Annotated in this window: 24 protein-coding genes; 10 read left to right on the top strand and 14 right to left on the bottom strand. The window is 69.3% G+C overall.

The genetic code is table 11. The annotated features are described in order from the left end of the window. Window positions 1-16: 16 nt before the first annotated feature. Together AC07RM_RS26615 and AC07RM_RS26610 are read right to left on the bottom strand one after the other, a co-directional pair. Window positions 17-1177: a CaiB/BaiF CoA transferase family protein gene (locus tag AC07RM_RS26615; RefSeq protein ID WP_495336480.1), complete on the bottom strand. Its 1161-nt coding sequence runs from the start codon at window positions 1175-1177 to the stop codon at window positions 17-19. Window positions 1178-1180: 3 nt separating this feature from the next. Continuing rightward, window positions 1181-1966, bottom strand: a complete 786-nt coding sequence (locus AC07RM_RS26610; protein ID WP_495336479.1) for an enoyl-CoA hydratase-related protein — start codon at window positions 1964-1966, stop codon at window positions 1181-1183. Between the two features lie 103 nt (window positions 1967-2069). Between AC07RM_RS26610 and AC07RM_RS26605 the strand changes: the two genes are divergently transcribed. Further along, window positions 2070-2885, top strand: a complete 816-nt coding sequence (locus AC07RM_RS26605; protein WP_495336478.1) for an IclR family transcriptional regulator — start codon at window positions 2070-2072, stop codon at window positions 2883-2885. A gap of 4 nt (window positions 2886-2889) precedes the next feature. On the opposite strand, the gene urtE is transcribed toward AC07RM_RS26605, so the two are convergent. The 8 genes from urtE to AC07RM_RS26565 all read right to left on the bottom strand — a co-directional run bounded on the left by urtE (window position 2890) and on the right by AC07RM_RS26565 (window position 11078). Next, a complete protein-coding gene (gene urtE, locus AC07RM_RS26600; protein WP_495336477.1) occupies window positions 2890-3582 on the bottom strand; it encodes an urea ABC transporter ATP-binding subunit UrtE in 693 nt (230 codons plus the stop codon). Window positions 3583-3594: 12 nt separating this feature from the next. Next, window positions 3595-4473 (bottom strand): urea ABC transporter ATP-binding protein UrtD, encoded by an 879-nt coding sequence (gene urtD, locus AC07RM_RS26595; protein ID WP_296787128.1) that lies wholly within the window; start codon window positions 4471-4473, stop codon window positions 3595-3597. Then, window positions 4470-5696 (bottom strand): urea ABC transporter permease subunit UrtC, encoded by a 1227-nt coding sequence (gene urtC, locus AC07RM_RS26590; RefSeq protein ID WP_495336476.1) that lies wholly within the window; start codon window positions 5694-5696, stop codon window positions 4470-4472. Before urtC ends, urtD begins: the two co-directional genes overlap by 4 nt. Further along, a complete protein-coding gene (gene urtB / locus AC07RM_RS26585) occupies window positions 5693-7240 on the bottom strand; it encodes an urea ABC transporter permease subunit UrtB (RefSeq protein WP_495336475.1) in 1548 nt (515 codons plus the stop codon). Before urtB ends, urtC begins: the two co-directional genes overlap by 4 nt. Before the next feature lie 90 nt (window positions 7241-7330). Beyond that, window positions 7331-8599 (bottom strand): urea ABC transporter substrate-binding protein, encoded by a 1269-nt coding sequence (gene urtA / locus AC07RM_RS26580; RefSeq protein ID WP_057594412.1) that lies wholly within the window; start codon window positions 8597-8599, stop codon window positions 7331-7333. Window positions 8600-8741: 142 nt separating this feature from the next. Then, a complete protein-coding gene (locus AC07RM_RS26575) occupies window positions 8742-9056 on the bottom strand; it encodes a nucleotide pyrophosphohydrolase (protein WP_495336474.1) in 315 nt (104 codons plus the stop codon). 97 nt (window positions 9057-9153) lie between these two features. Next, window positions 9154-10632 (bottom strand): MFS transporter, encoded by a 1479-nt coding sequence (locus AC07RM_RS26570; protein WP_495336473.1) that lies wholly within the window; start codon window positions 10630-10632, stop codon window positions 9154-9156. 59 nt (window positions 10633-10691) lie between these two features. Beyond that, complete coding sequence (locus AC07RM_RS26565) at window positions 10692-11078, bottom strand: nuclear transport factor 2 family protein (RefSeq protein ID WP_495336472.1); 387 nt, start codon at window positions 11076-11078, stop codon at window positions 10692-10694. Window positions 11079-11193: 115 nt separating this feature from the next. Between AC07RM_RS26565 and AC07RM_RS26560 the strand changes: the two genes are divergently transcribed. After that, window positions 11194-12120 (top strand): AraC family transcriptional regulator, encoded by a 927-nt coding sequence (locus tag AC07RM_RS26560; protein WP_489041754.1) that lies wholly within the window; start codon window positions 11194-11196, stop codon window positions 12118-12120. A 9-nt stretch (window positions 12121-12129) separates the two neighbouring features. Here AC07RM_RS26560 and AC07RM_RS26555 read toward each other — a convergent pair whose 3' ends face one another. Together AC07RM_RS26555 and ppk2 are read right to left on the bottom strand one after the other, a co-directional pair. Then, complete coding sequence (locus AC07RM_RS26555; RefSeq protein ID WP_495336471.1) at window positions 12130-13176, bottom strand: extracellular catalytic domain type 1 short-chain-length polyhydroxyalkanoate depolymerase; 1047 nt, start codon at window positions 13174-13176, stop codon at window positions 12130-12132. Window positions 13177-13235: 59 nt separating this feature from the next. Further along, entirely contained in the window at window positions 13236-14165 is a 930-nt protein-coding gene (ppk2, locus tag AC07RM_RS26550; protein WP_093340740.1) for a polyphosphate kinase 2, read from the bottom strand. Window positions 14166-14323: 158 nt separating this feature from the next. Here ppk2 and AC07RM_RS26545 point away from each other — a divergent pair, with 158 nt between their 5' ends. The 8 genes from AC07RM_RS26545 to AC07RM_RS26510 all read left to right on the top strand — a co-directional run bounded on the left by AC07RM_RS26545 (window position 14324) and on the right by AC07RM_RS26510 (window position 22380). Next, the gene (locus AC07RM_RS26545; RefSeq protein WP_093340742.1) at window positions 14324-15964 is read left to right on the top strand and encodes an inorganic phosphate transporter; all 1641 of its coding nucleotides are present in this window, start codon (window positions 14324-14326) and stop codon (window positions 15962-15964) included. Between the two features lie 13 nt (window positions 15965-15977). Beyond that, on the top strand, window positions 15978-17048 hold the full coding sequence (locus AC07RM_RS26540; protein WP_495336470.1) for a transporter: 1071 nt from the start codon (window positions 15978-15980) through the stop codon (window positions 17046-17048). 95 nt (window positions 17049-17143) lie between these two features. Beyond that, window positions 17144-18001 carry a 3',5'-nucleoside bisphosphate phosphatase gene (locus tag AC07RM_RS26535; protein ID WP_093340746.1) on the top strand — a complete coding sequence of 286 codons (858 nt, stop codon included), beginning with the start codon at window positions 17144-17146 and terminating at the stop codon, window positions 17999-18001. After that, a complete protein-coding gene (locus AC07RM_RS26530) occupies window positions 17998-18975 on the top strand; it encodes a DMT family transporter (protein ID WP_398499679.1) in 978 nt (325 codons plus the stop codon). The genes AC07RM_RS26535 and AC07RM_RS26530 overlap by 4 nt, the downstream gene beginning before the upstream one ends. A gap of 15 nt (window positions 18976-18990) precedes the next feature. Continuing rightward, the gene (locus AC07RM_RS26525; RefSeq protein ID WP_296787153.1) at window positions 18991-19626 is read left to right on the top strand and encodes an L-threonylcarbamoyladenylate synthase; all 636 of its coding nucleotides are present in this window, start codon (window positions 18991-18993) and stop codon (window positions 19624-19626) included. Between the two features lie 44 nt (window positions 19627-19670). Beyond that, on the top strand, window positions 19671-20342 hold the full coding sequence (locus AC07RM_RS26520) for a site-2 protease family protein (protein WP_093340752.1): 672 nt from the start codon (window positions 19671-19673) through the stop codon (window positions 20340-20342). 26 nt (window positions 20343-20368) lie between these two features. Then, window positions 20369-21706 carry a tryptophan--tRNA ligase gene (locus tag AC07RM_RS26515; RefSeq protein WP_093340754.1) on the top strand — a complete coding sequence of 446 codons (1338 nt, stop codon included), beginning with the start codon at window positions 20369-20371 and terminating at the stop codon, window positions 21704-21706. Window positions 21707-21780: 74 nt separating this feature from the next. Further along, on the top strand, window positions 21781-22380 hold the full coding sequence (locus AC07RM_RS26510; protein ID WP_057594424.1) for a response regulator transcription factor: 600 nt from the start codon (window positions 21781-21783) through the stop codon (window positions 22378-22380). 85 nt (window positions 22381-22465) lie between these two features. Here the strand turns inward: AC07RM_RS26510 and AC07RM_RS26505 are convergent, their stop codons facing one another. After that, the gene (locus AC07RM_RS26505; protein ID WP_495336469.1) at window positions 22466-23605 is read right to left on the bottom strand and encodes a PKD domain-containing protein; all 1140 of its coding nucleotides are present in this window, start codon (window positions 23603-23605) and stop codon (window positions 22466-22468) included. 191 nt (window positions 23606-23796) lie between these two features. Then, entirely contained in the window at window positions 23797-25215 is a 1419-nt protein-coding gene (gene shkS / locus AC07RM_RS26500) for a surface-behavior sensor histidine kinase ShkS (protein ID WP_057594426.1), read from the bottom strand. Window positions 25216-25337 lie beyond the last annotated feature (122 nt).

Genomic DNA, 25337 nt, shown 5'->3' with positions numbered 1-25337 from the left:
CGATGGAAGGGCGCGCTCAGCCGGGGGCCTTCGCGCCAAGCGCCTCGTTGTGCTCGCCCACGCCGGGCGCGCGGTGCCGCACCCGCGGCCGCTCGCCGTCGAAGGACAGCGGCAGCCCGACGATGCGCAGCTCCTCGCCGGGAATGGTCTGCAGGATGCCGATGGCCTCGGTCTGCGGCTGCGCGAGCACCTGCGCGAAGTCCTGGATCGGCGCGCAGGGAATGCCCAGGGCCTCGAGCGCCTCGAGCCACTGCTGCGTCGAGCGCGTGCGGAACACCGCCTCGAGCGCGGGGATCAGCAGCGCCTTGTGCTGCACGCGCAGCGCATTGCTCGCGAAGCGCTCGTCGCGCGTCCATTCCTCGTGGCCGGCCGCGCGCGCGAGCTTGGCGAACAGCCGGTCGTTGGCCGCGGCCACCACGATCTCGCCGTCCCCGGTCGGCAGCGCCTGGAACACCACCACGTTGGGATTGCCGCTGCGGTGCCGCTCGGGCTGCTTCCCGGTGGCATGGAAGCCGGCCATCATCACCTGCAGCCAGCCCAGCGCGGTCTCGAACAGCGAGGTGTCGACCACGCAGCCCTGCCCGGTCGAAGCGCGGCGCAGCAATGCCGCGATGCAGCCCAGCGCGGCCCAGACGCCGGTGCCCAGGTCGAGCACCTGCATGCCCACGCGCGCCGACGGCCCGCTCTCGGCGCCGTTGATGCTGAAGATGCCCGCGAAGGCCTGCACCATCGGCTCGTAGCCCGGCGCGAGGCGCATCGGCCCCTTGTGGCCGAAGGCCCAGAGCGAGCAGTACACCAGCCGCGGATTGAGCGCGCGCAGCGCATCCGGGCCGAGCCCCAGTTCCTCGAGCGAGCCGGGCCGCATGTTCTGCACGAACACGTCGGCCTCGGCCGCGCGCTCGCGCAGCCATTGCGCCTGCGCCGGGTCCTTGAGGTCGAGCGCGATGCTCTTCTTGCCATGGTTCATGGCCTGGAAGGTGGTCGCGGTGCCGCGCCAGAACGGCGGGCCCCAGCCGCGCGCGTCGTCGCCCGTGCCGGGCCGCTCGATCTTCACCACCTCGGCGCCGAGCGAGGACAGGATCTCGCCCGCGTAGGGCCCGGCGATGTTCTGCCCGAGCTCGATGACCTTGATGCCGGCCAGCGGCAGCGCGGTGCTGCTGTTCGTGTCGTCCGCCATGGTTCAGCGTCCCGTGAAATGGGGCGCGCGCTTCTCGACGAAGTGCCGCACGCCCTCGCGGAAATCCTCGGTGTCGCGGCAGGCCGCGATCTCGCGGTCGGCCACGCGCGTGGCCTGCCCGAGGGTCTGGTAGCGGGCCTCGACCAGTTGCCGCTTGATGATGCGCACCGCGCGCGGCGAACTCAGCTCGGCGATCTCGGTGGCGCGCGCGAGCACCGCATCGAGAAAGCCTTCGGCCGGCAGCAGGCAGGCCAGCCCCATGCGATCGGCCTCCTCGGCCTGCAGGGTGCGGCCGGTCAGCAGCAGGTCGGCCGCATGCATCGGGCCGATCAGCCGCGGCAGCAGCCACGCCGTGCCGTGCTCGGCCACCAGGCCGCGGCGCGCATAGGGCAGCGTGAGCTTCGCGCCGGCCGCCACGTAGCGCAGGTCGGCATGCAGCGCGATGCACAGGCCCACGCCCGCGGCCGCGCCGTTGATCGCGGCGACCAGTGGCTTGGCGAGCGCGCCGAGGTAGCCGTAGCGCTGCGCCGCGTCTTCATCTGAATCGGCCTGCGGCACGGGTGGCCGGCCGGGGTCGGACAGCACCGCCATGTCCATGCCGGCGCAGAAGGCGCGGCCGGCACCGCTGAGCACGATGGCGCGCACCGCGTCGTCGGCTTCGGCATGGGCGATGGCCGCGCGCAGCTCGGCCTCGAGCGTGGGTGTCCAGGCATTGAGCCGGTCGGGCCGGTCGAAGGTGATCGAGGCCACGCGGCCGATCGCCGCGTACCTCAGTTGCGTGAAATCCAAGCGTGTCTCCTGGTCTGTTGCGCCCTGCGATGGGCGTGCGGCCAGTATTCCGGCGGGCCCCGGCGGCTACAACCTTAGAATTTCGGAGAACGAAATCATGGCCATGCCCCGCCCCTCCACCGCCGGCTCGACGCGCGCCCGCACGCAGGCCACCGGCACCTTCGTGCGCAGCACGCCCGGCAGCCATTCGCTCGAACGCGGCCTCGCGCTGCTGCGCGCCTTCCGCCATGGCGTGGACGTGCTGACCAACGCCGAGCTGGCCGACCGCACGCAGCTGCCGCGGCCCACGGTCAGCCGGCTCACGCGTTCGCTGGTGGATACGGGTTTTCTCGCCTACGACCTCGAGCAGCGCGGCTACCGCCTCACGGCCGCCTGCCTGAGCCTCGCGCTGTCCTTCCGCAGTTCGGAGGCCACGCTGGCGCGCGCGCTGCCGCTGATGCGCGCGCTGGCCGAGGGCCGGCGCGTCAACGTCGGCCTCGCGGTGGCCGACCAGCTCGAGATGGTCTACCTGGAGTCGGTGCGCCTGAGCCGGCTCGGGATCTTCCGGCGCATCCTCCCGGGCTCGCGGCTGCCGATCGCGAGCACCTCGCTGGGCTGCGCCTTCCTCGCCGGCATGCAGGCCGCGGAGCGCAAGGCCCTGCTGGGCCGGCTGCGGCAGGCGCACGGCGCCGAATGGCGCGCGCTGCAGCCGCGGGTCGAGGCCGCGCTCGAAGCGGTGCGCGAACGCGGCTTCTGCCACGCGAACTGGGCCGCGGGCATGACCGCGGTGGCGCTGCCGCTGCGCGCGCCTTCGGGCAGCCTCTATGCGATGAACGTGAGCTTCCCCACCGCGGAGGAAGTGTCGGCGGACGCCATCGAGGCGCACGCGCAACTGCTGCTGCGCCTCGCGGCCGACCTGCGCCGCGACTGGGCGCGCTGAAGCGTCAGATCGCCACCAACTGGCGCACGCCCTGCGCCTCCATGTCCTTGCCGAGGCCGCGCGCGATCACCTCGCCGCGCTCCATCACGAGGTAGTCGTCGGCCAGCTCCTGCGCGAAGTCGTAGTACTGCTCGCACAGCACGATCGCCATGTCGCCGCGGTCGGCCAGCATGCGGATCACGCGGCCGATGTCCTTGATGATGCTCGGCTGGATGCCCTCGGTGGGCTCGTCGAGGATCAGCAGCTTCGGCTTGGGCGCGAGCGCGCGCGCGATCGCGAGCTGCTGCTGCTGGCCGCCCGAGAGGTCGCCGCCGCGGCGCCCGATCATCTGCTTGAGCACCGGGAACAGCTCGAACAGCTCGACCGGGATCGGCGTGCCGCCGCGCTTGTAGGCCAGGCCCATGCGCAGGTTCTCCTCGACCGTGAGGCGCGCGAAGATCTCGCGCCCCTGCGGCACGAAGCCGATGCCCGCGCGAGCGCGGTCGTAGGGCGTGGCCTTGTGGATCGGCCGGCCCTCGAGCTCGATGCTGCCGCTCTTGATCGGCACCAGGCCCATCAGCGACTTCAGCAGCGTGGTCTTGCCCACGCCGTTGCGGCCCAGCAGCACCGTGACCTTGCCCAGCGTGGCCTCGAAGCTCACGTCGCGCAGGATGTGGGAGCCGCCGTAGTACTGGTGGATGTTCTTGACTGTCAGCATGGCGTGTTTTCCTCAGCGGCCCAGGTAGACCTCGATCACGCGCTCGTCGGCCTGCACCTCGTCGAGCGAGCCCTGCGCGAGCACCGAGCCGTCGCACAGCACGGTCACGATCTCGGAGATGGTGCGGATGAAGCTCATGTCGTGCTCCACCACCATCAGCGAATGCTTGCCCTTGAGCGTGAGGAACAGCTCGGCCGTGCGCGCCGTCTCCTCGTCGGTCATGCCGGCCACGGGCTCGTCGAGCAGCAGCAGCTTCGGGTCCTGCATCAGCAGCATGCCGATCTCGAGCCACTGCTTCTGGCCATGGCTCAGGTTGCCCGCCATGCGCGACACGCTGGCCGCGAGGTGGATGGTCTCGAGCACCTCGGCCAGCCGGTCGCTTTGCGCCGAGTCGAGCCTGAACAGCATCGAGGCGCGCACGCCCTTGTCGGTCTTGAGCGCGAGCTCGAGGTTCTCGAACACCGTGAGATGCTCGAACACGGTCGGCTTCTGGAACTTGCGGCCGATGCCCAGCTGCGCGATCTCGGCCTCCTTGTGGCGCAGCAGGTCGATGGTGCTGCCGAAGAACACCGTGCCCTCGTCGGGCCGGGTCTTGCCGGTGATGATGTCCATCATCGTGGTCTTGCCCGCGCCGTTGGGCCCGATGATGCAGCGCAGCTCGCCCGGCGCGATGTCGAGCGACAGCTTGTTGATCGCCTTGAAGCCGTCGAAGCTCACGCTCACGTCTTCCAGGTAGAGGATGCGGCCGTGGGTCACGTCGACCTCGCCGGGCGTCGCGATGCGGCTGAAGCCCGCCGTGCGGCCGCCCGATTCGGTGGCGCCGGTGTCGTGCGGCTGGCCCTTGGCGCGCGAGGCGCGCTCGGCGCCGGCTTCCATCAGGTCGGGCGTCATGCGCGGGCTCCCTTCGGTTCCGCATGCAGCGGCGCGGCGATCGCCTCGGGCTCCATGCCCTGTTCGGTCGCCAGCGAACGCTGGGCCTCGGCGCGCGCCGGCGATGCCGCAACGGGCGCCGCCTTCTCGCGCGACAGCCACTGGCGCACCAGCCCCACGATGCCGTTCGGCAGGAACAGCGTGACCGCGATGAACAGCGCGCCGAGGAAGTACAGCCAGTACTCGGGATAGGCCACCGTGAGCCAGCTCTTCGCGCCGTTGACGATGAAGGCGCCGATGATCGGCCCGATCAAGGTAGCGCGCCCGCCCACCGCGGCCCAGATCGCGATCTCGATCGAGTTGGCCGCGCTCATCTCGCTCGGGTTGATGATGCCGACCTGCGGCACGTAGAGCGCGCCCGCCACGCCGCACATCACGGCCGAGATGACCCAGATGCTGAGCTTGTAGGGCAGCGGGTTGTAGCCCGAGAACATCACGCGTGACTCGGCGTCGCGGATGGCCTGCAGCACGCGGCCGAACTTGCTCGCGATCAGCCACTTGGCGAACAGGAAGAAGGCCAGCAGGGTCACGCCGGTGAGCGCGAAGATGGTCATGCGCATCTCCTGCGTGGCGATCGGGATGCCGAGGATGCGCTTGAAGTCGGTGAAGCCGTTGTTGCCGCCGAAGCCGGTCTCGTTGCGGAAGAACAGCAGCATGGCCGCGAAGGTCAGGGCCTGCGTGATGATCGAGAAGTACACGCCCTTGATGCGCGAGCGGAAGGCGAAGAAGCCGAACACGAAGGCGATCAGGCCCGGCACCGCGACGATCAGCACCAAGGTGGCAATGAAGCTGTCGCTGAAGGTCCAGTGCCAGGGCAGCGTCTTCCAGTCGAGGAACACCATGAAGTCGGGCAGGTCGCTCTTGTAGTTGCCGTCGCGGCCGATCTGGCGCATGAGGTACATGCCCATCATGTAGCCGCCGAGCGCGAAGAACAGGCCGTGGCCCAGCGAGAGGATGCCGGTGTAGCCCCAGATCAGATCCATGGCCAGCGCGCAGATCGCGTAGCACATGATCTTGCCGACCAGCGCCACCGCGTAGTCGCTCATGTGCAGCGGGCTGTCGACCGGCACCCACATGTTGAGCACGGGCGCCACCGCGCACACCACGATCAGCGCGACGAAGAAGGCCGTCCAGCCCTTGCCGCTCAGCAGCGGCCCCTTGGTTGGAAGTACGACCTTGCTCATGCCTCTGCGCTCCGGCCCTTCATCGCGAAGATGCCCTGCGGCCGCTTCTGGATGAAGATGATGATGAAGACAAGCACCGCGATCTTCGCGAGCACCGCGCCCGCCCAGCCTTCGATGAACTTGTTGAGGATGCCCAGTCCCAGCGCCGCGTAGACGGTGCCCGCGAGCTGGCCGACGCCGCCCATCACGACCACCATGAAGCTGTCGACGATGTAGCTCTGGCCCAGGTCGGGGCCGACGTTGCCGATCTGGCTCAGCGCGCAGCCCGCGAGGCCGGCGATGCCCGAGCCGAGCGCGAAGGCGTAGGTGTCGATGCGCGCGGTGTTCACGCCCATGCAGGAGGCGATCGGGCGGTTCTGCGTCACGCCGCGCACGAACAGGCCCAGCCGCGTGCGACCGATCAGCCAGCCCATGGCCAGCAGCACCAGCACCGCGAAGACGATGATGCACAGGCGGTTCCACGGCAGCGTGACGTTCGACAGCAGCGACAGGCCGCCGCTCATCCAGGCCGGGTTCTCCACGCCCACGTTCTGCGCGCCGAACAGCGAGCGCACCAGCTGCTGCAGCATCAGGCTGATGCCCCAGGTGGCCAGCAGGGTCTCGAGCGGGCGGCCGTAGAGGAAGCGGATCACGCCGCGCTCGAGCACCGCGCCCACCAGCGCCGAGGCCAGGAACGAGACCGGAATGGCGGCCACCAGGTACCAGCCGAAGGCGGCCTCGGGCAGGTACTTCTGGAAGATGCCCTGCATCACGTAGGTGGCGTAGGCACCGATCATCATCAGCTCGCCGTGCGCCATGTTGATGACGCCCATCAGGCCGTAGGTGATGGCCAGGCCCAGCGCGGCCAGCAGCAGCACCGAGCCCAGGCTGACGCCGCTGAACACGGCATTGAGGCGGTCGCCCCAGACCAGCGAGCCGTCGATGCTGGCGATGGAGGCCACGATCGCGGCCTTCACGTCGGCCTCGGTCTCGTCGGCCAGGCGCTGGTTGAGCAGCAGCTTGGTGTCGGGGCTGCGGCTCTCGCCGAGCTCGCGCGCGGCCACGAGGCGCTTGGCCTTGTCGGCGCTGCCGAGCATGCTGGCGGCGCGCACCAGTTCGAGCCGCGCCTTGATCTTCGGGTTGGTCTCGGCGGCCAGCGCCTTCTCGACCAGCGGCAGCCGCGATTCGTCGGGCTCCTTGAACAGCGCCTGCGCGGCCTCGGCGCGCACCGCGTCGTCCTTGCTGCCGAGCTTGAGCGCGGCCTGCGCGGCATCGAGCGCGCCGCGCATCAGGTTGTTGTTGACCACGTCCTCGGCCGTGTCGGGCACCTTGAGCTCGGCACCGGTCACGGGGTCGTAGCCTTTGTCGTCCTTCATCACGAAGACCTTGTCTTCGGTGTACTTGACCGCGTCGTCCGACATCGCCTGGATGAAGGCGGCGGTCTTCTCGTCGGCGCTGGTGACGGCCTTGTTGAGCGCAGCGATGCGGGCTTCGGAATCGCCGGCGGCGATGGCCCGGGCTTCGTCGGCGGTCAGCGCCTGGGCGGCCGTTGCCATGAACAGCATGGCGGCGAATGCGCAGTGGAGGGTTCGTCGAAGCATCTTGAAGCGGAAGTAGGAAAGGCCCTCCCCCGGGCGGGGGAGGGAGGAACGCAGTTACATCGACTTGCCGGCCGGGTAGTCGGGCTTCTTGTCGTTGCCTTCGATGTACGGGCTCCACGGCTTGGCCTTGACCGGGCCCGGCGTCTTCCACACCACGTTGAACTGGCCGTCGGCCTTGATCTCGCCGATGAACACGCTCTTGTGCAGGTGGTGGTTCTTCTCGTCCATCTTCGAGACGATGCCCGAGGGCGCGGTGAAGGTCTGGCCGGCCATGGCGGCGATCACCTTGTCGGTGTCGGTCGACTTGGCCTTCTCGACCGCCTGCTTCCACATGTGGATGCCGATCCAGGTGGCTTCCATCGGGTCGTTGGTCAGCGGCTTGTCCTTGTGGCCGGCGATGTTCTTGGCCTTGGCGTAGTCGCTCCACTGCTTGATGAAGGCCGTGTTGGTCGGGTTCTTGATCGACATGAAGTAGTTCCACGCGGCCAGGTGGCCGACCAGCGGCTTGGTGTCCACGCCGCGCAGTTCTTCCTCGCCGACCGAGAAGGCCACCACCGGCACGTCCTTGGCCTTCAGGCCGGCGTTGCCGAGTTCCTTGTAGAAGGGCACGTTGGAGTCGCCGTTGATGGTCGACACCACGGCCGTCTTGCCGCCGGCCGAGAACTTCTTGATGTCGGCGACGATGGTCTGGTAGTCGCTGTGGCCGAAGGGGGTGTACTTCTCGTCGATGTCGGTGTCCTTCACGCCCTTGCTCTTGAGGTAGGCGCGCAGGATCTTGTTGGTGGTGCGCGGGTAGACGTAGTCGGTGCCCAGCAGCACCCAGCGCTTGGCGGCGCCGCCTTCCTTGCTCATCAGGTAGTCGACGGCCGGAATCGCCTGCTGGTTGGGCGCGGCACCCGTGTAGAACACGTTCTTCGAGAGCTCTTCACCCTCGTACTGCACCGGGTAGAACAAGAGGCCGTTCATTTCCTCGACCACCGGCAGCACCGACTTGCGCGACACCGAGGTCCAGCAGCCGAAGATCACCGAGACCTTGTCCTGGCCGAGCAGCTGCTTGGTCTTCTCGGCGAACAGCGGCCAGTTCGAGGCCGGGTCGACCACCACGGGCTCGAGCTTCTTGCCGAGCACGCCGCCCTTGGCGTTGATGTCGTCGATCGCCATCAGCACCGTGTCCTTCAACACGGTTTCAGAGATGGCCATCGTGCCCGACAGCGAGTGCAGCACGCCGACCTTGATGGTGTCGGCGGCGAATGCCGGCACAGCGGAGATGCTGGCCAGCGCGACGGCGGCGGTGAGCGCCTTGAGAGTGAAACGACGTTGCATGTGGACTCCTGCTCCGGTGGGTTGAACCTGTTCGCCGGCGCGGTGCCGAGCGATGGGAGGGAGTCTGCGGAATGCACCAGGAAGGAGAAATACGCCGGGTGGCGTACACGGAGGTACTCAGGCGCGTCAACGGCGCGCGGGGCTACGGCGCCGGGTACTTGCGCGCGTTCGCGACCATCTTGCTGCGCGCGGCCTCGACGGGATCGATGCCGAGCTGGTCAGCCAGCTGCAGCACGTAGAGCAGCACGTCGGCGATCTCGGCGCCGACCTCGGCGCGCTTGTCGGCCGGCAGCTCGCGGCTCTGCCCCTCGGTGAGCCACTGGAAATGCTCGAGCAGCTCGGCGGCCTCGACCGAGAGCGCCGCAGCGAGGTTCTTGGGGGAGTGAAAGGGTTCCCAGTGGCGCTCGCGGGCGAAGTCGCGCAGGGCCTGGGTGAGGGTCTGGAGGTCGGAATCCATGGTGGCTTTTCTGGAGGGGCGGTCAGTGTGACATGCGCCCCGAGAGCCCTCCATTGACCCAATTTGGGCAGGCTCGTGCCCAAATTGGGCAGGTTCGTCAGCGGCTCGTCGAAGGCCGCCGCGCGCCCCGCCGATGCAACACCGCCACCAGCAACGCCGACCCCATCAGATAGACCAGCGCCACCCCGAGCCCCGCCGCGTAGGCCGCCGCATCGCCCCGCTCGCCGAGCCGCCCGTAGAACAGGATCCCGATCAGCGCCACGCCCAGCGCATTGCCCGCCTGCTGCACCATCGACAGCACGCCCGAGGCCACGCCCGCATGCTGTGGCGGCAGGCCGGCGAGCACGCTCGAGACCAGGGGCGCCATCACCAGGCCCAGACCCGCGCCCTGCACCAGCAGCAGCGGCACCATCCACGCGAGCAGGTGGGCATGGCCCGCAAAGGCCGCGACGTTGAGGTACTGCAGCGCATGGCCGGCCGCGAGCAGCAGCGCGCCGAGCGCGATCGGCGGCTTGCCGCCGAAGCGGCGCGCGATGCGGGCGCCGCCCATCGAGGTGGCGAAGAAGCCGAGCGCCAGCGCGGTGAAGACCAGGCCCGAGCGCAGCGCGCCGAGCGCGAGGCCCTGCTGCAGGTACAGCGCGAGCACGAAGTACAGCGAGGCATTGCCGACATAGAAGGCCAGCGTGGTCAGCAGGCCGTTGACGAAGCGCGCATCGGCCATGAGCACCGGCGCCACCAGCGGCGCACCGCCGCGCGCGGCGAGCCGGCGCTGCTGGAAGGCGAACAGCAGCGCGAGCGGCAGCGCGGCCGCGAGGCACAGCCAGCTCCACAGCGGCCAGCCCTGCTGCCGGCCCTCGACCAGCGGCAGCACCACCGCCACCGACGCCGCGGCCACCAGCAGCATGCCGGCGGGATCGAGCCGGCTCTGGTGGCCCCCATTGGCCAGCGGCGGAATGACGCGTGGCGCCAGCAGCAGCGCGAGCAGGCCGATCGGCAGGTTGATGAGGAAGCAGCTGCGCCAGCCGAGGCCCCAGAGGTCGGCCTGGATCAGCAGCCCGCCCACTAGCTGGCCCAGCGTGGCGCCGAGGCCGAGCGTGAGGCCGTAGGCGGCGAAGGCGCGGGCACGGTCCTCGCCGGTATGGACCAGCCCGATCATCGCGAGCACCTGCGGCTGCAGCAGCGCACCGGCCAGGCCCTGCAGCACGCGGGCCGCCACCAGCAGCTCGGCATTGGGCGCCAGGCCGCAGGCCGCCGAGGCCAGCGTGAACAGCAGCAGACCCGCCATGAACATGCGGCGGCGCCCGAAGAGGTCGCCGAGCCGGCCGCCGGTGATCAGGCCCGCGGCGGTGGCGAGACCGTAGCCCGCCACCACCAGCTGCAAGGTGGCGGTGCTCGCGAGCAGTTGGCGCTGCATCGAGGGCAGCGCGACATTGACGATGAAGAAGTCCAGCACCACCAGGAAGGTGCCGCTGAGCATGACCCACAGGGCTAGCCGGCCGGGCCTGGCCGCGTCCGCGCTCTGGCCGGCCGTGGAGGAAAGCGATGCCGCCGGAACGGCGATGTTGGACTGCGTCATGGTGGGCTCGAGTCTTGGAGGGAGGGCGCGCTGCGGCAATGACCCCGGAGGTCAAGCGATCAGACGCCGGGGGTCGGCAGGATGAACTGGTAGTCGACGGCGATGCGGCCGTCCTCGGCCAGCCGCAGGAACTCGAGCCCGAGCGCCGCCACGGGACCGCCCGCGGCGGGGACCATCTGCCAATGGAACATCACGGTGTCGTGCAGCCCTTGCGCATCGCCGGTGGCGATGAAGCGGAAGCCGCCATCGCGCACGTTCTTCTCGTGCGAGCCGGTGACGCGCCGCGCCAGCGCCTCGTAACCCTTGGCCTGCAGCGTGCGCACGTAGTGCTCGCCCTGGGGCACCCACAGTGCGGCAATGGCGTCGCGGCGGGCGTCGGCGTCGGTCAGGTTCCAGAGGGCGACGTAGCGGTCGGCCAGTTCGGTGAAGCGGGTCTTGGCATGCATGGCGTGTGCTCCTGTGCGGTGAGAGTGAAGCGGCAGTTTCTGCCGCACTCGATGGACAGTGAATGCCTGTAAAGCCGACAATCTTGTCCATTCGTCCACCGCCACCGGAGCCTTCATGGACCCCCTCGACGACGTTTTCGCGGCCATGCGCGTGCGCAGCGCCCTGTATGCCCGGCTCGAGGCCGGTGCACCCTGGGGCGTGCGCCTGGCCGGCGGCGAGAGCGCGCGTTTCGGCCTCGTGGTGCGCGGCGGTTGCCTGCTCGAGGTCGAGGGGGCGGACCACCCCGTCGCGCTCGCCGCGGGCGATTGCTACGTGCTCGCCCACGGCACGCCCTATGTGCTGCGCGACCATCCGACCACGCCCACCGTGAGCTGCGCCTCGGTCGTGCGCGACCGCATCGGCGGCGTCGTCGAGCTGGGCGGCACGGGCACCGCGGCCTCGGTGATCTGCGGCTGGTTCCACTTCGACCAGCGCGCCGCGCGTCCGCTGCTCGACCTGCTGCCGGTGCTGCTGCACGTGAAGATGGAACAGGCGCGCGCCCTCGCGCTGCAGGGCACGCTGCAACTGCTGGCCATGGAGACCGGCGAGCCCGGCCTGGGCTCCGGCCTGCTCGTGAGCCGGCTGGCCGACATCGTGTTCGTGCAGGCGGTGCGCGCGCATGTCGCGGCCGCGGGCGATGCGCAGACCGGCTGGCTGGCCGCGCTGGCCGATGCGCGCATCGGTCCCGCGCTGCGCGCGATGCACAAGGACATGGCACGCGCCTGGACGGTGGAATCGCTGGCCTCGGCCGCGAGCCTGTCGCGCTCGGCCTTCGCGCAGCGCTTTCGCGAGCGCGTGGGGCAGGCGCCGCTGGAATACCTCACGCAGTGGCGCATGTTCAAGGCCGGCAACATGCTGGGCCAGGGCAACGCCGCGCTGGGCACCATCGCCGGCGCGGTGGGCTACGAATCGGAAGCCGCCTTCAGCAAGGCCTTCAAGCGCGAGAAGGGCATGGCGCCCGGTGCATGGCGCGCCGCGGCGCGCGAGAACGCCACGGCGTGAAAGAGCGCCTCAGGCCTGCTTGGCCGCGTGCCTGAACTGCGTCATGGCAAAGGCCCAGGCCATCCGCGTGGCATCGGGCCCGGCCGCATCGCTGAACATCAGCTTCGACGCGCCGCCGCTCCACGCATGCCCCAGCCCCGCGATCTCGCACAGCGAGACCACCGTGCGGCCCTTGCGCTTGAAGTCGGTCACGCGCATCGGGCGGCGCTTGCCGCGCTGCACGTCGCGCGCCACGCCAGGCCGCGCGCCCATGGCCGTGGCCCACACGGCGGCGCTGTTGACGGCATTGCTGGGCACGACCACGGCATCGGCATCGCCGTGCAGCACGAGCATCGGCGGCAGGGTCGCGAGGACGGCCGCGGCGCCCATCGCCTTGCCGACGGCGGTGACGGGCATCGGCGGCACGTTCTGGCCGCGCATCGCGCCGAGCGCGGTGGCCGACGACTTGGCCGCACCGGGCGCCACGCCCGAATGCATGACCACCGCGCGAAAGCGCTGCGGATAGCGCGTGGCCAGCAGCGCCGCCATGCTGGCGCCGGCCGAGAGACCGGCCAGCGCGACGCGCTCGCGGTCCACCGGGTAGAGCATGCAGGCCTGGTCGACCGCGGCCATCAGCGTCGCGGCCTCGGCATCGGCCTTGCCGGAGCGGCGCTCATACCAGTTCCAGCAGCCCTGGGGATGCGCGAGCCGGTCCTGCTCGGGGTAGAGCACCAGGAAGCGCTGGCGCGCCGCCAGCGCGTTCATGCGCGTGCTGGCCGCGAAGTCGCGCCCGGTCTGGCCGCAGCCGTGCAGCATGACCATGAGCGGCAGCTTCTCGCCGGGCTGCAGATGCAGGTCGGCGGGACGGAACAGGTGATAGCGCCGCGCGCCGCCGGGACCGATCGCCATGCCGCCGAGCCAGTCGCCCTTGCCGGGCGGCGGCTTGAGCCGCTTGGCCGTCGCGCGCTGCACCTGGCCCGCCACGCGCTTGCTGTTGCGCAGCGTGAGCTTCGTGAGCGCCTTCAGGTTGCGCTCGTAGGCGCGGGCGAAGACGGAAGCGGTGGAACGGCGGGCCATGGCGCAGTGTGACGCATGGCGCCGCGACGGGACAGCGATCGCCCGCTGCCCCGGCGAAGTCAGTAGACCTCGGGGACGATCATGCTGGCAGGTACCGGCTGGCGCAGGTAGTCGGCATGGCGCACGCGGGCCGGCAGCTCCACCGGCGCATGGGGCACCATCTCGTAGGGCAGCTGGCCCAGCAGGTGGCTGATGCAGTTCAGGCGCGCCTTCTTCTTGTCGACCGCCTGCACCACCCACCACGGCGCCTCGGGGATGTGGGTGCGTTCCAGCATCGTTTCCTTGGCCTTGGTGTATTCCTCCCAGCGACGGCGGCTCTCGAGGTCCATCGGGCTGAGCTTCCACTGCTTGAGCGGATCGTGGATGCGGCCGAGGAAGCGCATGTGCTGCTCGTCGTCGGTGATGGAGAACCAGTACTTGATGAGCTTGATGCCCGAGCGCACGAGCATCTTCTCGAACTCGGGCACGGTGCGGAAGAACTCCTCGTACTCGTCGTCCGAGCAGAAGCCCATCACGCGCTCGACGCCGGCGCGGTTGTACCAGCTGCGGTCGAACAGCACCATTTCGCCGGCCGCCGGCAGGTGGGCCGCGTAGCGCTGGAAGTACCACTGGGTGCGTTCGCGGTCGTTCGGCGCCGGCAGCGCGGCCACGCGGGCCACGCGCGGGTTCAGGCGCTGGGTGATGCGCTTGATGACACCGCCCTTGCCGGCCGCGTCGCGGCCCTCGAACAGGATCACGACCTTCTGCTTGCTGTGCTGGACCCAGTCCTGCAGCTTCACCAGTTCGCCCTGCAGGCGGAACAGTTCCTTGAAATAGGCCTGGCGGGCCGCCTTGTCGGAGGCGCTGTTGGTGCTGGCAGGCTCGCCGTCGAGGCCGTCGATGTTGCGGTCCTCGATCTCCAGCTCGAGCTCCTCGTCGTAGCTGTCGATGAGGTCTCGGGCGATGCGCTGCATCAGTTCTTCGTGGTCGGGAAGGGCGCTCGTCGGCATGGTGAAAGGGCAAGAGTGGCGGGATCGGGGAAAACCATGCTGCATGGACCAGATGACGCCGGCGTGACGGTTTTGCGGCCGATTCCCGTAGGCCGACACGCCGTTGTCACACGGCGCGAACACCATTTCTCCCCACTACAACACTCCAGAACGCTCCCATGAACACGCTCGCCGCCCCGAATACGGACATGCCGGCCGCGCCGGCAGGGTCCGCAGCCCACCGCCCGAAGCTCGACGCCCGGCCCGGTCCGGTCGCCCTGATCACCTTCGTCGGCCTGCTCGCCGTCGGCCTGCTCTACACGGCCTGGAGCCTGGTGAGCGACGTGTCGGACTCCGGCGCGCCCATGACCACCTGGGTGCCCTACATCCTGCTGGGCGTGGCGCTGCTGATCGCGCTGGGCTTCGAGTTCGTCAACGGCTTCCACGACACCGCCAACGCGGTGGCGACCGTGATCTACACCCACTCGCTGCCGCCGAACTTCGCGGTCGTGTGGTCGGGCTTCTTCAATTTCCTGGGCGTGCTGGTCTCCAGCGGCGCGGTGGCCTTCGGCATCATCGCGCTGCTGCCGGTGGAGCTGATCCTGCAGGTGGGCTCGGGCGCGGGCTTCGCGATGGTGTTCGCGCTGCTGATCGCCGCCATCATCTGGAACCTCGGCACCTGGTGGCTGGGGCTGCCGGCCTCCTCCTCGCACACGCTGATCGGCTCGATCATCGGCGTGGGCGTGGCCAACGCGCTGATGCACGGCCGCGACGGCACCAGCGGCGTGGACTGGGCGCAAGCCACCAAGGTCGGCTATTCGCTCTTGCTGTCGCCGCTGGTGGGCTTCGGCTGCGCCGCGCTGCTGCTGCTGGCGCTGCGCGCCTTCGTCAAGAACCGCGCGCTCTATGAAGAACCCAAGGGCAGCGAGCCGCCGCCGTGGTGGATCCGCGGCCTGCTGATCCTGACCTGCACCGGCGTCTCGTTCGCGCACGGTTCCAACGACGGCCAGAAGGGCATGGGCCTGATCATGCTGATCCTGGTGGGCACGGTGCCGATGGCCTATGCGCTCAACCGCGCCATGCCGGCCGACCAGACGGTGAAGTTCGTCGCCGTGGCCGAGGTGGCGCAGGGCGCGATGCAGCGCAGCCTGCCGACCTCGCTGCCCGCGCTGCAGCCGGCGGCCGCGCGCGACTCGCTCGCGACCTACGTGCGCACCCGCGAGTTCAACGACACGGTGGTGCCCGCGCTGGCCTCGGTCACCGGCAGCATCGCGCAGCAGGTCAAGCAGCACGGCTCGCTGGCCCGCCTGCCGGCCGACGCGGTGGCCAACGTGCGCAACGACATGTACCTGACCTCCGAGGCGATCCGCCACCTGGACAAGAGCGGTGCCGCGCGCTTCGACGCCGACACCAAGGCTCGCGTCGGCGCGCTGCGCCAGGAACTCGACGACGCCACCCGCTTCATCCCGCTGTGGGTGAAGGTGGCGGTGGCGATCGCGCTCGGCCTGGGCACCATGATCGGCTGGAAGCGCATCGTGGTGACCGTGGGCGAGAAGATCGGCAAGACCCACCTGAGCTATGCCCAGGGCGCCTCGGCCGAGGTGGTGGCGATGGTGACCATCGGCGCGGCCGACATGTACGGCCTGCCGGTCTCGACCACGCACGTGCTGTCCTCGGGCGTGGCCGGCACCATGACCGCGAGCGGCTCGGGGCTGCAGATGTCCACGCTGCGCAACCTCGCGCTGGCCTGGGTGCTGACCCTGCCGGCGGCGATGCTGCTGTCGGGCGGGCTGTACTGGTTCTTCACGCACCTGTTCTGAAGCATCGCGCACCTTGCCGGCACTCCATGACCTGGCCGCCAATTCGTATGGCGGCGACGAAGCCGGGCTGATCTGCGGCTACCTGTTCGACCCGGGCGCGTCGGGTCCCGACGCCTCGCGCGAGATCGACTCGAACCAGGCCGCGGTCTGGCTCGACGCCCTGCCGCCCGACGAGGAACTGGCCGCCGCGCCTTCCGAGGGCGCCTACGCGGGCCCCTATGCGTGGCTGCACTTCAACCTGAGCCATGCCCAGGCCGAGCGCTGGCTGCAGCGCCATGCGCGGCTGTCGGACACCTTCTACGAGACGCTGCACGACGGCCTTCCCTCCACGCGCATCGAGCGCGCCGACGATGCGCTGATCGCGGTCATCAACGACGTGCACTTCGATTTCAGCTTCGAGCCCTCGGACATCTCCACGCTGTGGATCGCGGTCGGCGCGCGGCTGGTCGTGACCGCGCGCAGCAAGCCGCTGCGCTCGGTCGACGCGCTGCGCACCGCGGTCAAGGCCGGCGACGCGCCGCGCTCGAGCACCGAGCTGCTCGAGCACCTGCTGCGCGCGCAGGCCGACGTGCTGGTGAAGATCGTGCGCGGCGTGACCGGCCGCGTCGACCGCATCGAGGACGAACTGCTGGCCGGCCGACTCGACAACAAGCGCGCCCGCCTGGGCCTGATGCGCCGGCTGCTGGTGCGGCTGCAGCGCCTGCTGGCGCCCGAGCCGGCGGCGCTGTTCCGGCTGCTGCAGCGCCCGCCGGGCTGGATGGCCGAGGACGACACGCAGGAGCTGCGCGGCGCGACCGAGGAATTCTCGGTGGTGCTGCGCGACATGCAGGCGCTGCAGGAGCGCATCAAGCTGCTGCAGGAAGAGATCGCCGCCAACGTCAACGAGGACAACAACCGCAGCCTGTTCGTGCTGACGGTGGTCACGGTGCTGGCGCTGCCGATCAACATCCTGGCCGGCCTGTTCGGCATGAACGTCGGCGGCATCCCGCTGGCCGAGCACAAGCACGGCTTCTGGATCGTGGTCGCGATCGTCGCCACCTTCACCGCGGTGGCCGCCTGGGCCGCTTTCAGGAAGAAGCGCTGAGCCGCTCCACCGCTGCGGTTAATGCTATTTATCTAGTAGCAAATACGAGCACCCATGCGACCGTGTCGACAGGCCGGAGCGCCTAGAATCGACCGGTGTCCTCCATTCTCAATGCCGACCTGCACTGCCACTCCGTGGTGTCCGACGGCACACTGACGCCCGAAGAACTCGCCGTGCGCGCCGCCAGCAATGGCGTCGACCTGTGGGCGCTGACCGACCACGACGAGATCGGCGGCCAGCACCGCGCCGCCGCCGCCGCGCGCGAGAACGGCATGCGCTACCTCACCGGCACCGAGATCTCGGTCACCTTCGCGGGCGAGACCGTGCACATCGTCGGCCTGGGCTTCGACCCCGACGACGCCGCCATGACCCAGGGCCTGTACGACACCCGCGGCGGCCGCGGCAAGCGCGCGCAGGAAATGTCCGAGGGGCTGGCCAAGGTCGGCATCCAGGGCGCCTACGAAGGCGCGCTGCGGTTCGTCGGCAACCCCGAGCTGATCTCGCGCACTCACTTCGCGCGCTTCCTGGTCGAGCAGGGCCACTGCCGCGACACGCCCGAGGTGTTCCGCAAGTACCTCACCGAGGGCAAGCCCGGCTACGTGCCGCACCGCTGGGCCACGCTGAAGGACGCGGTGCACTGGATCACCTCGGCCAAGGGCCTGGCCGTGATCGCGCACCCGGGCCGCTACAAGTTCAGCGCCAACGAGGAGTACGCGCTGTTCCTCGAGTTCAAGGCGCATGGCGGCCAGGCGATCGAGGTCGTCACCGGAAGCCACACCCCGGCCGAGTACGTCGAGTACGCCGACAAGGCGCTCGAGTTCGGTTTCGCCGCCTCGCGCGGCAGCGATTTCCACAGCCCCGACGAGAGCCACTGCGACCTCGGCAAGCTGCCGCCGCTGCACGCTTCGCTCACGCCGGTATGGGAACTGCTCGCTCACCGAATACAAGCGTGAGCCAGCTGTCCGGGACCGCGACCGAGAGCGCCGCCACCCAGGCGCTGGCCCAGGCCCGCGCCGCGGCCCAGGCCGCCTCCAGCCGTGAATCCGAACGCATCCTGGCCGGCATCGGCCTCGTGGTGCTGGCCGTGGCCTGCTTCGCCACGCTCGACACCGCCACCAAGATCTCGACCGCGAGCGTGCCGATCCTGATGGGCGTGTGGTTCCGCTATGCCTTCCAGGCCGTGGCCACCACCGCCGTGCTGCTGCCGCTGCGCGGCACCGCGCTGCTGCGCACCGCCCATCCGCGCTACCAGGCGCTGCGCGGGGCGCTGCTGCTGGGCTCGAGCCTGTTCGCCTTCATGAGCCTGCGCTACATGCCGCTGGCCGAGTTCACCTCGATCGTGCTGATCGCGCCGCTGGTGATCACGCTGCTGGCGGCCACCACGCTCAAGGAGCATGTCTCGCCGCTGCGCTGGACACTGGTGGCGGGTGGCTTCGCGGGCACGCTGGTCATCCTGCGGCCCGGCGGCGGCGCCTTCAGCTGGGCCATCCTGCTGCCGATCGGCCTGGTGATGACCAACGCCTGGTTCCAGGTGCTCACGAGCAAGCTCGCGCAGACCGAGAACCCGCTGACCATGCACTTCTACACCGGCTGGGTCGGCACCCTGCTGGCCTCGCTGGCCGTGCCCTTCGCCTGGACCGCGCTGCCCTCGTGGCACTGGTGGGCGCTGCTGTGCCTCATGGGCTTGATGGGCACGGTGGGACACTTCATGCTGATCCTCGCCTACCAGCGCGCGCCGGCCTCCACCCTCACGCCCTACCTCTATGCGCAGATCGCGTTCGCGATGCTCGGCGGCTGGCTGATGTTCTCCCACGTGCCCGATGTCGTGTCGCTGGTCGGCATGGCGATGATCGCCGTCTGCGGCGCGGCCGGTGCCTGGCTTACCGTGCGCGAGCGCCGCGTGCCGATCGAACCGGCGGAATCCTGATCAGGAGCGTTTTTCATGGCCCAGTACTTCGAAGTCCACCCCGAGAACCCCCAGCAGCGGCTGCTCAAGCAGGCCGCGGCGCTGCTGCAGCGCGGCGAGATCGTCGCCGTGCCCACCGACTCCAGCTACGCGCTGGCCTGCCACCTCGACGACAAGGACGCGGTCGACCAGCTGCGCCGCATCCGCCAGGTCGACGACAAGCACCACCTGACCCTGATCTGCCGCGACCTCAGCGAGCTCGCGAACTACGCGCGCGTCGACAACAAGCAATACCGCCTGCTGAAGGCCGCCACGCCCGGCCCCTACACCTTCCTGCTCGAGGCCACCAAGGAAGTGCCGCGGCGCGTGAGCCATCCGCAGCGCAAGACCATCGGCCTGCGCGTGCCCGACCACAAGGTGCTGCTCGAGCTGCTGGCGCTGCATGGCGCGCCGCTGCTGGCCACCACGCTGATCGCGCCCGGCGAGACCGAGGCGCTCAACGACGCCGAGGTCATCCGGGAGCGCTTCGAGAAGCAGATCGCGGGCGTGATCGACGCCGGCGCCTGCCCCTCCCAGCCGACCACCGTGGTCGACCTCACGCCCATGGGCAGCGGCGACGATCCGGTGGTGGTGCGGCAGGGGCGCGGGGCGCTCTCGGTGCTGGGCCTGTGATGCGACCCTCGTTCTTCTCTTGTTCCGTCTGACACAATCTCGCAGTGGATATCTCCAATCTGATACAGACGGTCCTGATCTATGCGCTGCCCGTGATCTTCGCGATCACCGTGCACGAAGCCGCGCACGGCTACGTGGCGCGCTACCTCGGCGACAACACGGCGGCGGTCATGGGCCGCGTCACGCTCAATCCGATGAAGCACATCGACCCCATCGGGACCATCCTGATGCCGCTGATGCTCTACTTCGCGACCTCGGGCGCCTTCCTGTTCGGCTATGCCAAGCCGGTGCCGGTCAATTTCGGCCGGCTGCGCCATCCCAAGCGCGACATGGTCTGGGTGGCCCTGGCCGGTCCGGCCTCGAACTTCATCCAGGCGATCCTCTGGGCCGTGGTCTGGGCGGTGCTCATCGGCGTGGGCGTGCAGGAGCCCTTCTTCGTCAAGATGGCGCAGGGCGGCGTGCTGGTCAACCTCGTGATGTGGGCCTTCAACCTCTTCCCGCTGCCACCGCTCGACGGCGGCCGCGTGCTGGCCGGGCTGCTGCCCAACGGGCCGGCGCAGAATTTCCTCGCTCGCATCGAGCCCTACGGTTTCTTCATCGTGATGGGCCTGGTGCTCGCGGGCATCGTCAGCAAGTTCTGGCTGATGCCGCTGATGAGCGTGGGCTACGAGGTGCTCGATCTGCTGATCGGGCCGCTGCAGGCCCTGTTGCGTTGATGTTGCGTTAGTTTCCAGTTCCGACCATGGCTTCGTCCTCCCCCTCCCCGCTGCGCGTCCTCACCGGCATCACGCCCTCCGGCACGCCCCATCTCGGCAACTACGTCGGCTCGATCCGCCATTCGGTGCGCCAGAGCGTCGCACCCGGCGTCGAGAGCTACTTCTTCCTGGCCGACTACCACGCCCTCATCAAGGTGCAGGAGCCCGCGAAGATCCAGCGCTCCACGCTGGAGATCGCCGCCAGCTGGCTGGCCTGCGGGCTCGATCCCGAGCGCGTCACCTTCTACCGTCAGTCCGACATCGGCGAGATCCCCGAGCTCACCTGGTTCCTGACCTGCGTCACCGGCAAGGGCATCCTCAACCGCGCCCATGCCTACAAGGCCCAGGTCGACAAGAACACGGCCAAGGGCGAGGACGTCGATGCCGACGTCACGGCGGGCCTGTTCATGTACCCGGTGCTGATGGGCGCGGACATCCTGATGTTCAACGCCCACAAGGTGCCCGTGGGCCGCGACCAGGTGCAGCACATCGAGATGGCGCGCGACATGGCGCAGCGCTTCAACCACCTCTACGGCGATCACTTCACGCTGCCGGACGCCGAGATCGACGAGGCCGTCGCCACCCTGCCCGGCCTCGACGGCCGCAAGATGAGCAAGAGCTACAACAACACGATCCCGTTGTTCACGCCGCGCGCCCAGTTGCAGAAGCAGATCGCGAGCATCGTGACCGACTCGCGCGCGCCCGGCGAGCCCAAGGAGACCGAGGGCTCGGCGCTGTTCCAGATCTACCAGGCCTTCGCGAGCGCCGACGAAACGGAGGCGCTGCGCAAGTCCTACGCCGAGGGCATCGCCTGGGGCGACGCCAAGCAGGTGCTGTTCGAGCGCATCGACCGCGAGGTGGCGCCGCTGCGCGAGCGCTACGAGGCGCTGATGGCCGACCCGGCGCAGATCGAGCGCACGCTGCTCGTCGGTGCCGACAAGGCGCGCGCGCTGTCGCGCCCGTTCATGACGCGGCTGCGCCATGCCGTCGGACTGCGCAACCTGGCCGACGCGGGCGACGGCGCCAAGGCGCGCAAGGGCGGCAAGGGGGCCGGCAAGGCCGGCTTCAAGCAGTACCGCGAACGCGACGGGATGTTCTATTTCAAGCTGCTCGACGCGAGCGGCGAAACCCTGCTGCAGAGCCGAGCATTCGCCTCGCCGCAGGAGGCCGGCCGTACCATCGCGGCGCTGCAGGAGCAGCGCGGTGCGGCCTTGACGACTTATGCGGATCGGCTCGAGCCGATCGCCACGGATGAAGGATTGCGCGCCGCGAGCGAGGCGCTGGAGGCACTGTCGGAGGCCACCGCCACCACCAAGGGCGGATGATCCGGCAACCGCCATCGGCCCATCCGCCGGTGGACGTGAAGAGAGAAGACGGTGCGATCACAAAGGAAGAAAACATGAGCATATATGTCATCGACGACCACCCCCTGATGCGCGACGCGATCGTGATGGTCCTGCGGCGCCTTCGTCCGGCCGAGAACATCGTCGAGCTCGAACGGCTCGACAAGCTCGCGAGTTCCGTCGCGCAGCGCGGAGCGCCCACGCTCTTCTGTCTCGACCTGAAGCTGCCCGACACCAACGGCGTTTCGGGCGTGATCGCGGTCAAGCAGGTCTATCCCAACGTGCCGATCGCCGTCTATTCGGCGGCGCCCTCGGCCGACATGGAAGACGCCTGCATCGAAGCCGGTGCCGACACCTACATCGAGAAGTCGGCCAGCTCGGCCGAGTTGGCGGCGGCCCTGCGCGGCCTGCTGATGGCCGGTTCGGAAGAAACCGACGAGCCGCCGCTGGCCAGCAACAGCAAGCTCTCGAAGCGCCAGACCCAGTTGATCGCCATGCTCGACAAGGGCATGAGCAACCGCGACATCGCCACCGACCTCGAGATCAGCGAACACACGGTGAAGGTGCACCTGTGGCGCCTGTTCCGCCGCCTCGGCGTGAAGAGCCGCACGCAGGCGCTGCATTACGCGCGCACGAACGGGTTGCTGTCGGGCTGAGGCCGGCTGCAGCGTCGTGAAGGGGCCGCGCCGTGTGCGCGGCTTTTTCTTTTGGGGGCGCCGCGGGGGCGGCACCCCCAGCTACTCAGGGCGTCTTGCGCGAATAGGCGACCTGCTGGGTCACCTCGAGCGATTGAACCACCTGCGTCGCGCCGGGCGCCTGCACCTGGTAGGCACTCGCGGCGAGATCGAACTCCACGTCGTCCGAGAAATCCGCGGTGAACCGCTTCGAATAGATGTCGAAGTTCGCGACGAGCGTGCCGCGGTCGTAGGCCGCCATGCGGACCCGCACCGTCATCTCCACCGCGGCGTCCCAGCCCGGCGGCGCATTCTGCGCAAGGACCGCACCGGCGATCCTGTAGCGGCCCTTCCCGAACGCACCCCGGATCCCCTCGAGCGTGAATCCCAGCGACTCGCCGACGCTCTTTCCGAGCGGCGTTCGTGCAATCCTGACGACGTCCGGCGATATGTCGTAGCTCATGCCGACCGGCATGGCCGGCGTGTCTGCCGGATAGGCCCCCAAGCTGGGCGTCCCGATGGAGGTGTGAACGAAGGAAGGCAGCCTGTCGGGCGCGATGCCGGAAATGGTGCCAAGCCCCCTCGCCGCGCCCTGCTCCATGCCGGGAAGCAGCACGGAGCAGTATCTGATGGCATCGCCCCCGGCGGGCCAGAAGTCCTGCGCACGCCCTTCCTGGCGACGGAATTCGCAGAACGCGTACTGCCCCCGCCGATCGGTGTCGGGCGTCGGTGTGGTCTCGATCAACGCGAACTTGTAGATCGGACCGGTCGTGGCCGGAACGGCCGGTGTGACGGTGATATACGCCGGCTCGCTGTCCTTCACGCCATCGTTCACCACCAGCCGCACGACATAGTCGCCTTGCTCGTCGAGCAGCAGCGACGGCTTCGCGCCATTCGCATCGGCCAGCACCGCCTGGCTGCCCAATGGCTTGGACTGCAGGATCCAGGCATAGCTCAGCGACCGCCCCGCCGAAGCCTTGCTGCCGCTGCCATCGAGCGTGGCGACCAGCCCCAGCGTGCCCGCCGAAGCCTTCGCGGCCGCGGCGACCGGCGGCGCGTTGTCGGTGGGCGTGGGGGTTTCGGGTTCCGAGGGGCCGGAGGGACCGGAAGGCCCGCCGGTCGCGGGCGGAGCAACCGGCGGCAGGAAAGCGAAACCGGCGGAACCACCGCCGCCTCCGCCACCGCATGCGCACAGCATCGCGACCATGGCCGCTCCCACGGCGTATCTGAACTTGTGGATCATCTCTGCGGGCCCTCCCGTGCCCTGTCTTGAAAGAACGGAAACGGCCTGCTGGATGCGGCTCTGCGGTTCCGTTTCGAGATGGCGGGGAAGATAACAGCAGCGGGCACCTCGGCCCTGCGCCAAATCCCCAGGTCGGCCTGGTGACGCGGAGGCTCTCAGCCCACCGCCGCACTCACCCGCGCCTGCGCCACCGCCTCGTCCGCATCGTGCAGCGCCACGCGGAACACGCTGCCGCTGCCCAGGCGCGAGCGCACGCTGACCGGGTGGCCCAGCACGTGCGACAGGCGCGCGACGATCGCCAGGCCGAGGCCGAAGCCGTCGGAGGTGCCGGCATGGTCGGCCACCTTGTAGAACTCGAGGAACACGTCGCGCAGGTGCTCGGGCGCGATGCCGATGCCGGTGTCCCAGACCTCCACGCGCATGCCCTCGCGGGTGCGGCGCGAGGCCAACAGTACGCCGCCCTCGGGCGTGTACTTGATCGCATTGGCCAGCAGGTTGCCGATCATGCGGCGCACCCGGATCGGGTCGGTGAGGAAGCTGCCCTCGGTCACGTGGACGCGGAAGTCGAGCCCCTTGCTCTCGGCCACGGGGCGGTACTGCAGCTCGAGGTCCTGCAGCAGCTCGGCGATGTCCACGCGCTCGATGTGCAGCCGCACCTGGCCCGAGTCGATGCGCGCGAGGTCGAACATGGAATCGAACAGCGCATTGACCGCATGGGTGGCGCGCACGATCTTCGGCGCCAGCTCGAGCACCAGCTCGGGCTCGTTGCGCAGCCAGTCGGCATACAGCGACAGCGCCAGCACCGGCTGGCGCATGTCGTGCGCGGCGCTCGCGAGGAAGCGGTTCTTCATCGCCACGGCCGCCACCGCCGCCTGCCGCTGCTGGGTCAGCGACTTGATCAGGATGTGGTTGTGGAACAGCAGCTCCAGACTGTTGCGCGCGGTCTCGTGGATGTGATGGCCGGCGCGCAGCAGCAGGTACCAGTGCAGCGTAGGCAGGATCGGCAGCAGGAAGCCGTACTGGAACTGCGGATGCTCGAGGTTGATGACCACCAGCCGCACCAGCACCGAACCGAGCACGGTGGCGAACAGCGTGTTGACGAAGCGCTTGAGCAGCGGCGGGTGCAGCGCCAGCCCGTTGAGCGGCGAGGTCGCGACGCCCGCGATCACCAGCCAGCTGATGAACTGGTTGACCTGCGGCACGCGCTCGAAGAACAGCAGCACCGACAGCCCCCAGACGAAGGCGCTGGCGGTCCAGACGAAGGCATAGCGGTCGGCGTACTGCTGCTGCGCCAGCGCGCTGCGCCCGACGTAGCGCACCGCGTACACGCGCGCGGCCCAGGCCCGGCAGGCCATCGAGATCAGGCCGGCGGTGAGCCAGGTCAGGACCTCCCAGCGCGGCAGCGCCGACCAGTTGAGCGCCGCCATGCCGACCATCAAGGTGCCCGACACGAGGTAGGAACCGCGCGCCGAGCGCATCAGGCTGCGGATCAGCTCGCCGCGCACCCAGGCCTCGGCCTCGTCGGCGGAGGCCGGCACGGGCGTGAGGCTGGTGATCGAGGCGGCGGTCGCCATCAGGCAGCGCCTTTTCTTCGGTAGCGGGCCAAAACCATGGATGAGGATGCGGGTGGAGCCGGCGGCCGGAACGGCGTTCCGGCCAGTCCGGCGATCTTACCGGGCTGTAGTCCGGTGTTTCA

It is taken from the genome of Variovorax sp. GW821-FHT09B05, assembly GCF_059418265.1.
Note: the sequence above shows the minus strand (reverse complement) of the source record. Positions and strands in the feature narration are given on the sequence as shown.

Bases quoted from the DNA above. Each gene is read 5' to 3' on its own strand.
- shkS (WP_057594426.1), bottom strand. From the start codon at position 25,215: ATGGCGACCGCCGCCTCGATCACCAGCCTCACGCCCGTGCCGGCCTCC.
- AC07RM_RS26560 (WP_489041754.1), top strand. From the start codon at position 11,194: ATGGACCCCCTCGACGACGTTTTCGCGGCCATGCGCGTGCGCAGCGCC.
- AC07RM_RS26555 (WP_495336471.1), bottom strand. From the start codon at position 13,176: ATGGCCCGCCGTTCCACCGCTTCCGTCTTCGCCCGCGCCTACGAGCGC.
- AC07RM_RS26515 (WP_093340754.1), top strand. From the start codon at position 20,369: ATGGCTTCGTCCTCCCCCTCCCCGCTGCGCGTCCTCACCGGCATCACG.
- urtC (WP_495336476.1), bottom strand. From the start codon at position 5,696: ATGAGCAAGGTCGTACTTCCAACCAAGGGGCCGCTGCTGAGCGGCAAG.
- urtA (WP_057594412.1), bottom strand. From the start codon at position 8,599: ATGCAACGTCGTTTCACTCTCAAGGCGCTCACCGCCGCCGTCGCGCTG.
- AC07RM_RS26605 (WP_495336478.1), top strand. From the start codon at position 2,070: ATGCCCCGCCCCTCCACCGCCGGCTCGACGCGCGCCCGCACGCAGGCC.
- AC07RM_RS26525 (WP_296787153.1), top strand. From the start codon at position 18,991: ATGGCCCAGTACTTCGAAGTCCACCCCGAGAACCCCCAGCAGCGGCTG.
- AC07RM_RS26565 (WP_495336472.1), bottom strand. From the start codon at position 11,078: ATGCATGCCAAGACCCGCTTCACCGAACTGGCCGACCGCTACGTCGCC.
- AC07RM_RS26570 (WP_495336473.1), bottom strand. From the start codon at position 10,632: ATGACGCAGTCCAACATCGCCGTTCCGGCGGCATCGCTTTCCTCCACG.
- urtE (WP_495336477.1), bottom strand. From the start codon at position 3,582: ATGCTGACAGTCAAGAACATCCACCAGTACTACGGCGGCTCCCACATC.
- urtD (WP_296787128.1), bottom strand. From the start codon at position 4,473: ATGACGCCCGACCTGATGGAAGCCGGCGCCGAGCGCGCCTCGCGCGCC.
- urtB (WP_495336475.1), bottom strand. From the start codon at position 7,240: ATGCTGTTCATGGCAACGGCCGCCCAGGCGCTGACCGCCGACGAAGCC.
- AC07RM_RS26575 (WP_495336474.1), bottom strand. From the start codon at position 9,056: ATGGATTCCGACCTCCAGACCCTCACCCAGGCCCTGCGCGACTTCGCC.
- AC07RM_RS26505 (WP_495336469.1), bottom strand. From the start codon at position 23,605: ATGGTCGCGATGCTGTGCGCATGCGGTGGCGGAGGCGGCGGTGGTTCC.
- AC07RM_RS26510 (WP_057594424.1), top strand. From the start codon at position 21,781: ATGAGCATATATGTCATCGACGACCACCCCCTGATGCGCGACGCGATC.
- AC07RM_RS26545 (WP_093340742.1), top strand. From the start codon at position 14,324: ATGAACACGCTCGCCGCCCCGAATACGGACATGCCGGCCGCGCCGGCA.
- AC07RM_RS26615 (WP_495336480.1), bottom strand. From the start codon at position 1,177: ATGGCGGACGACACGAACAGCAGCACCGCGCTGCCGCTGGCCGGCATC.
- ppk2 (WP_093340740.1), bottom strand. From the start codon at position 14,165: ATGCCGACGAGCGCCCTTCCCGACCACGAAGAACTGATGCAGCGCATC.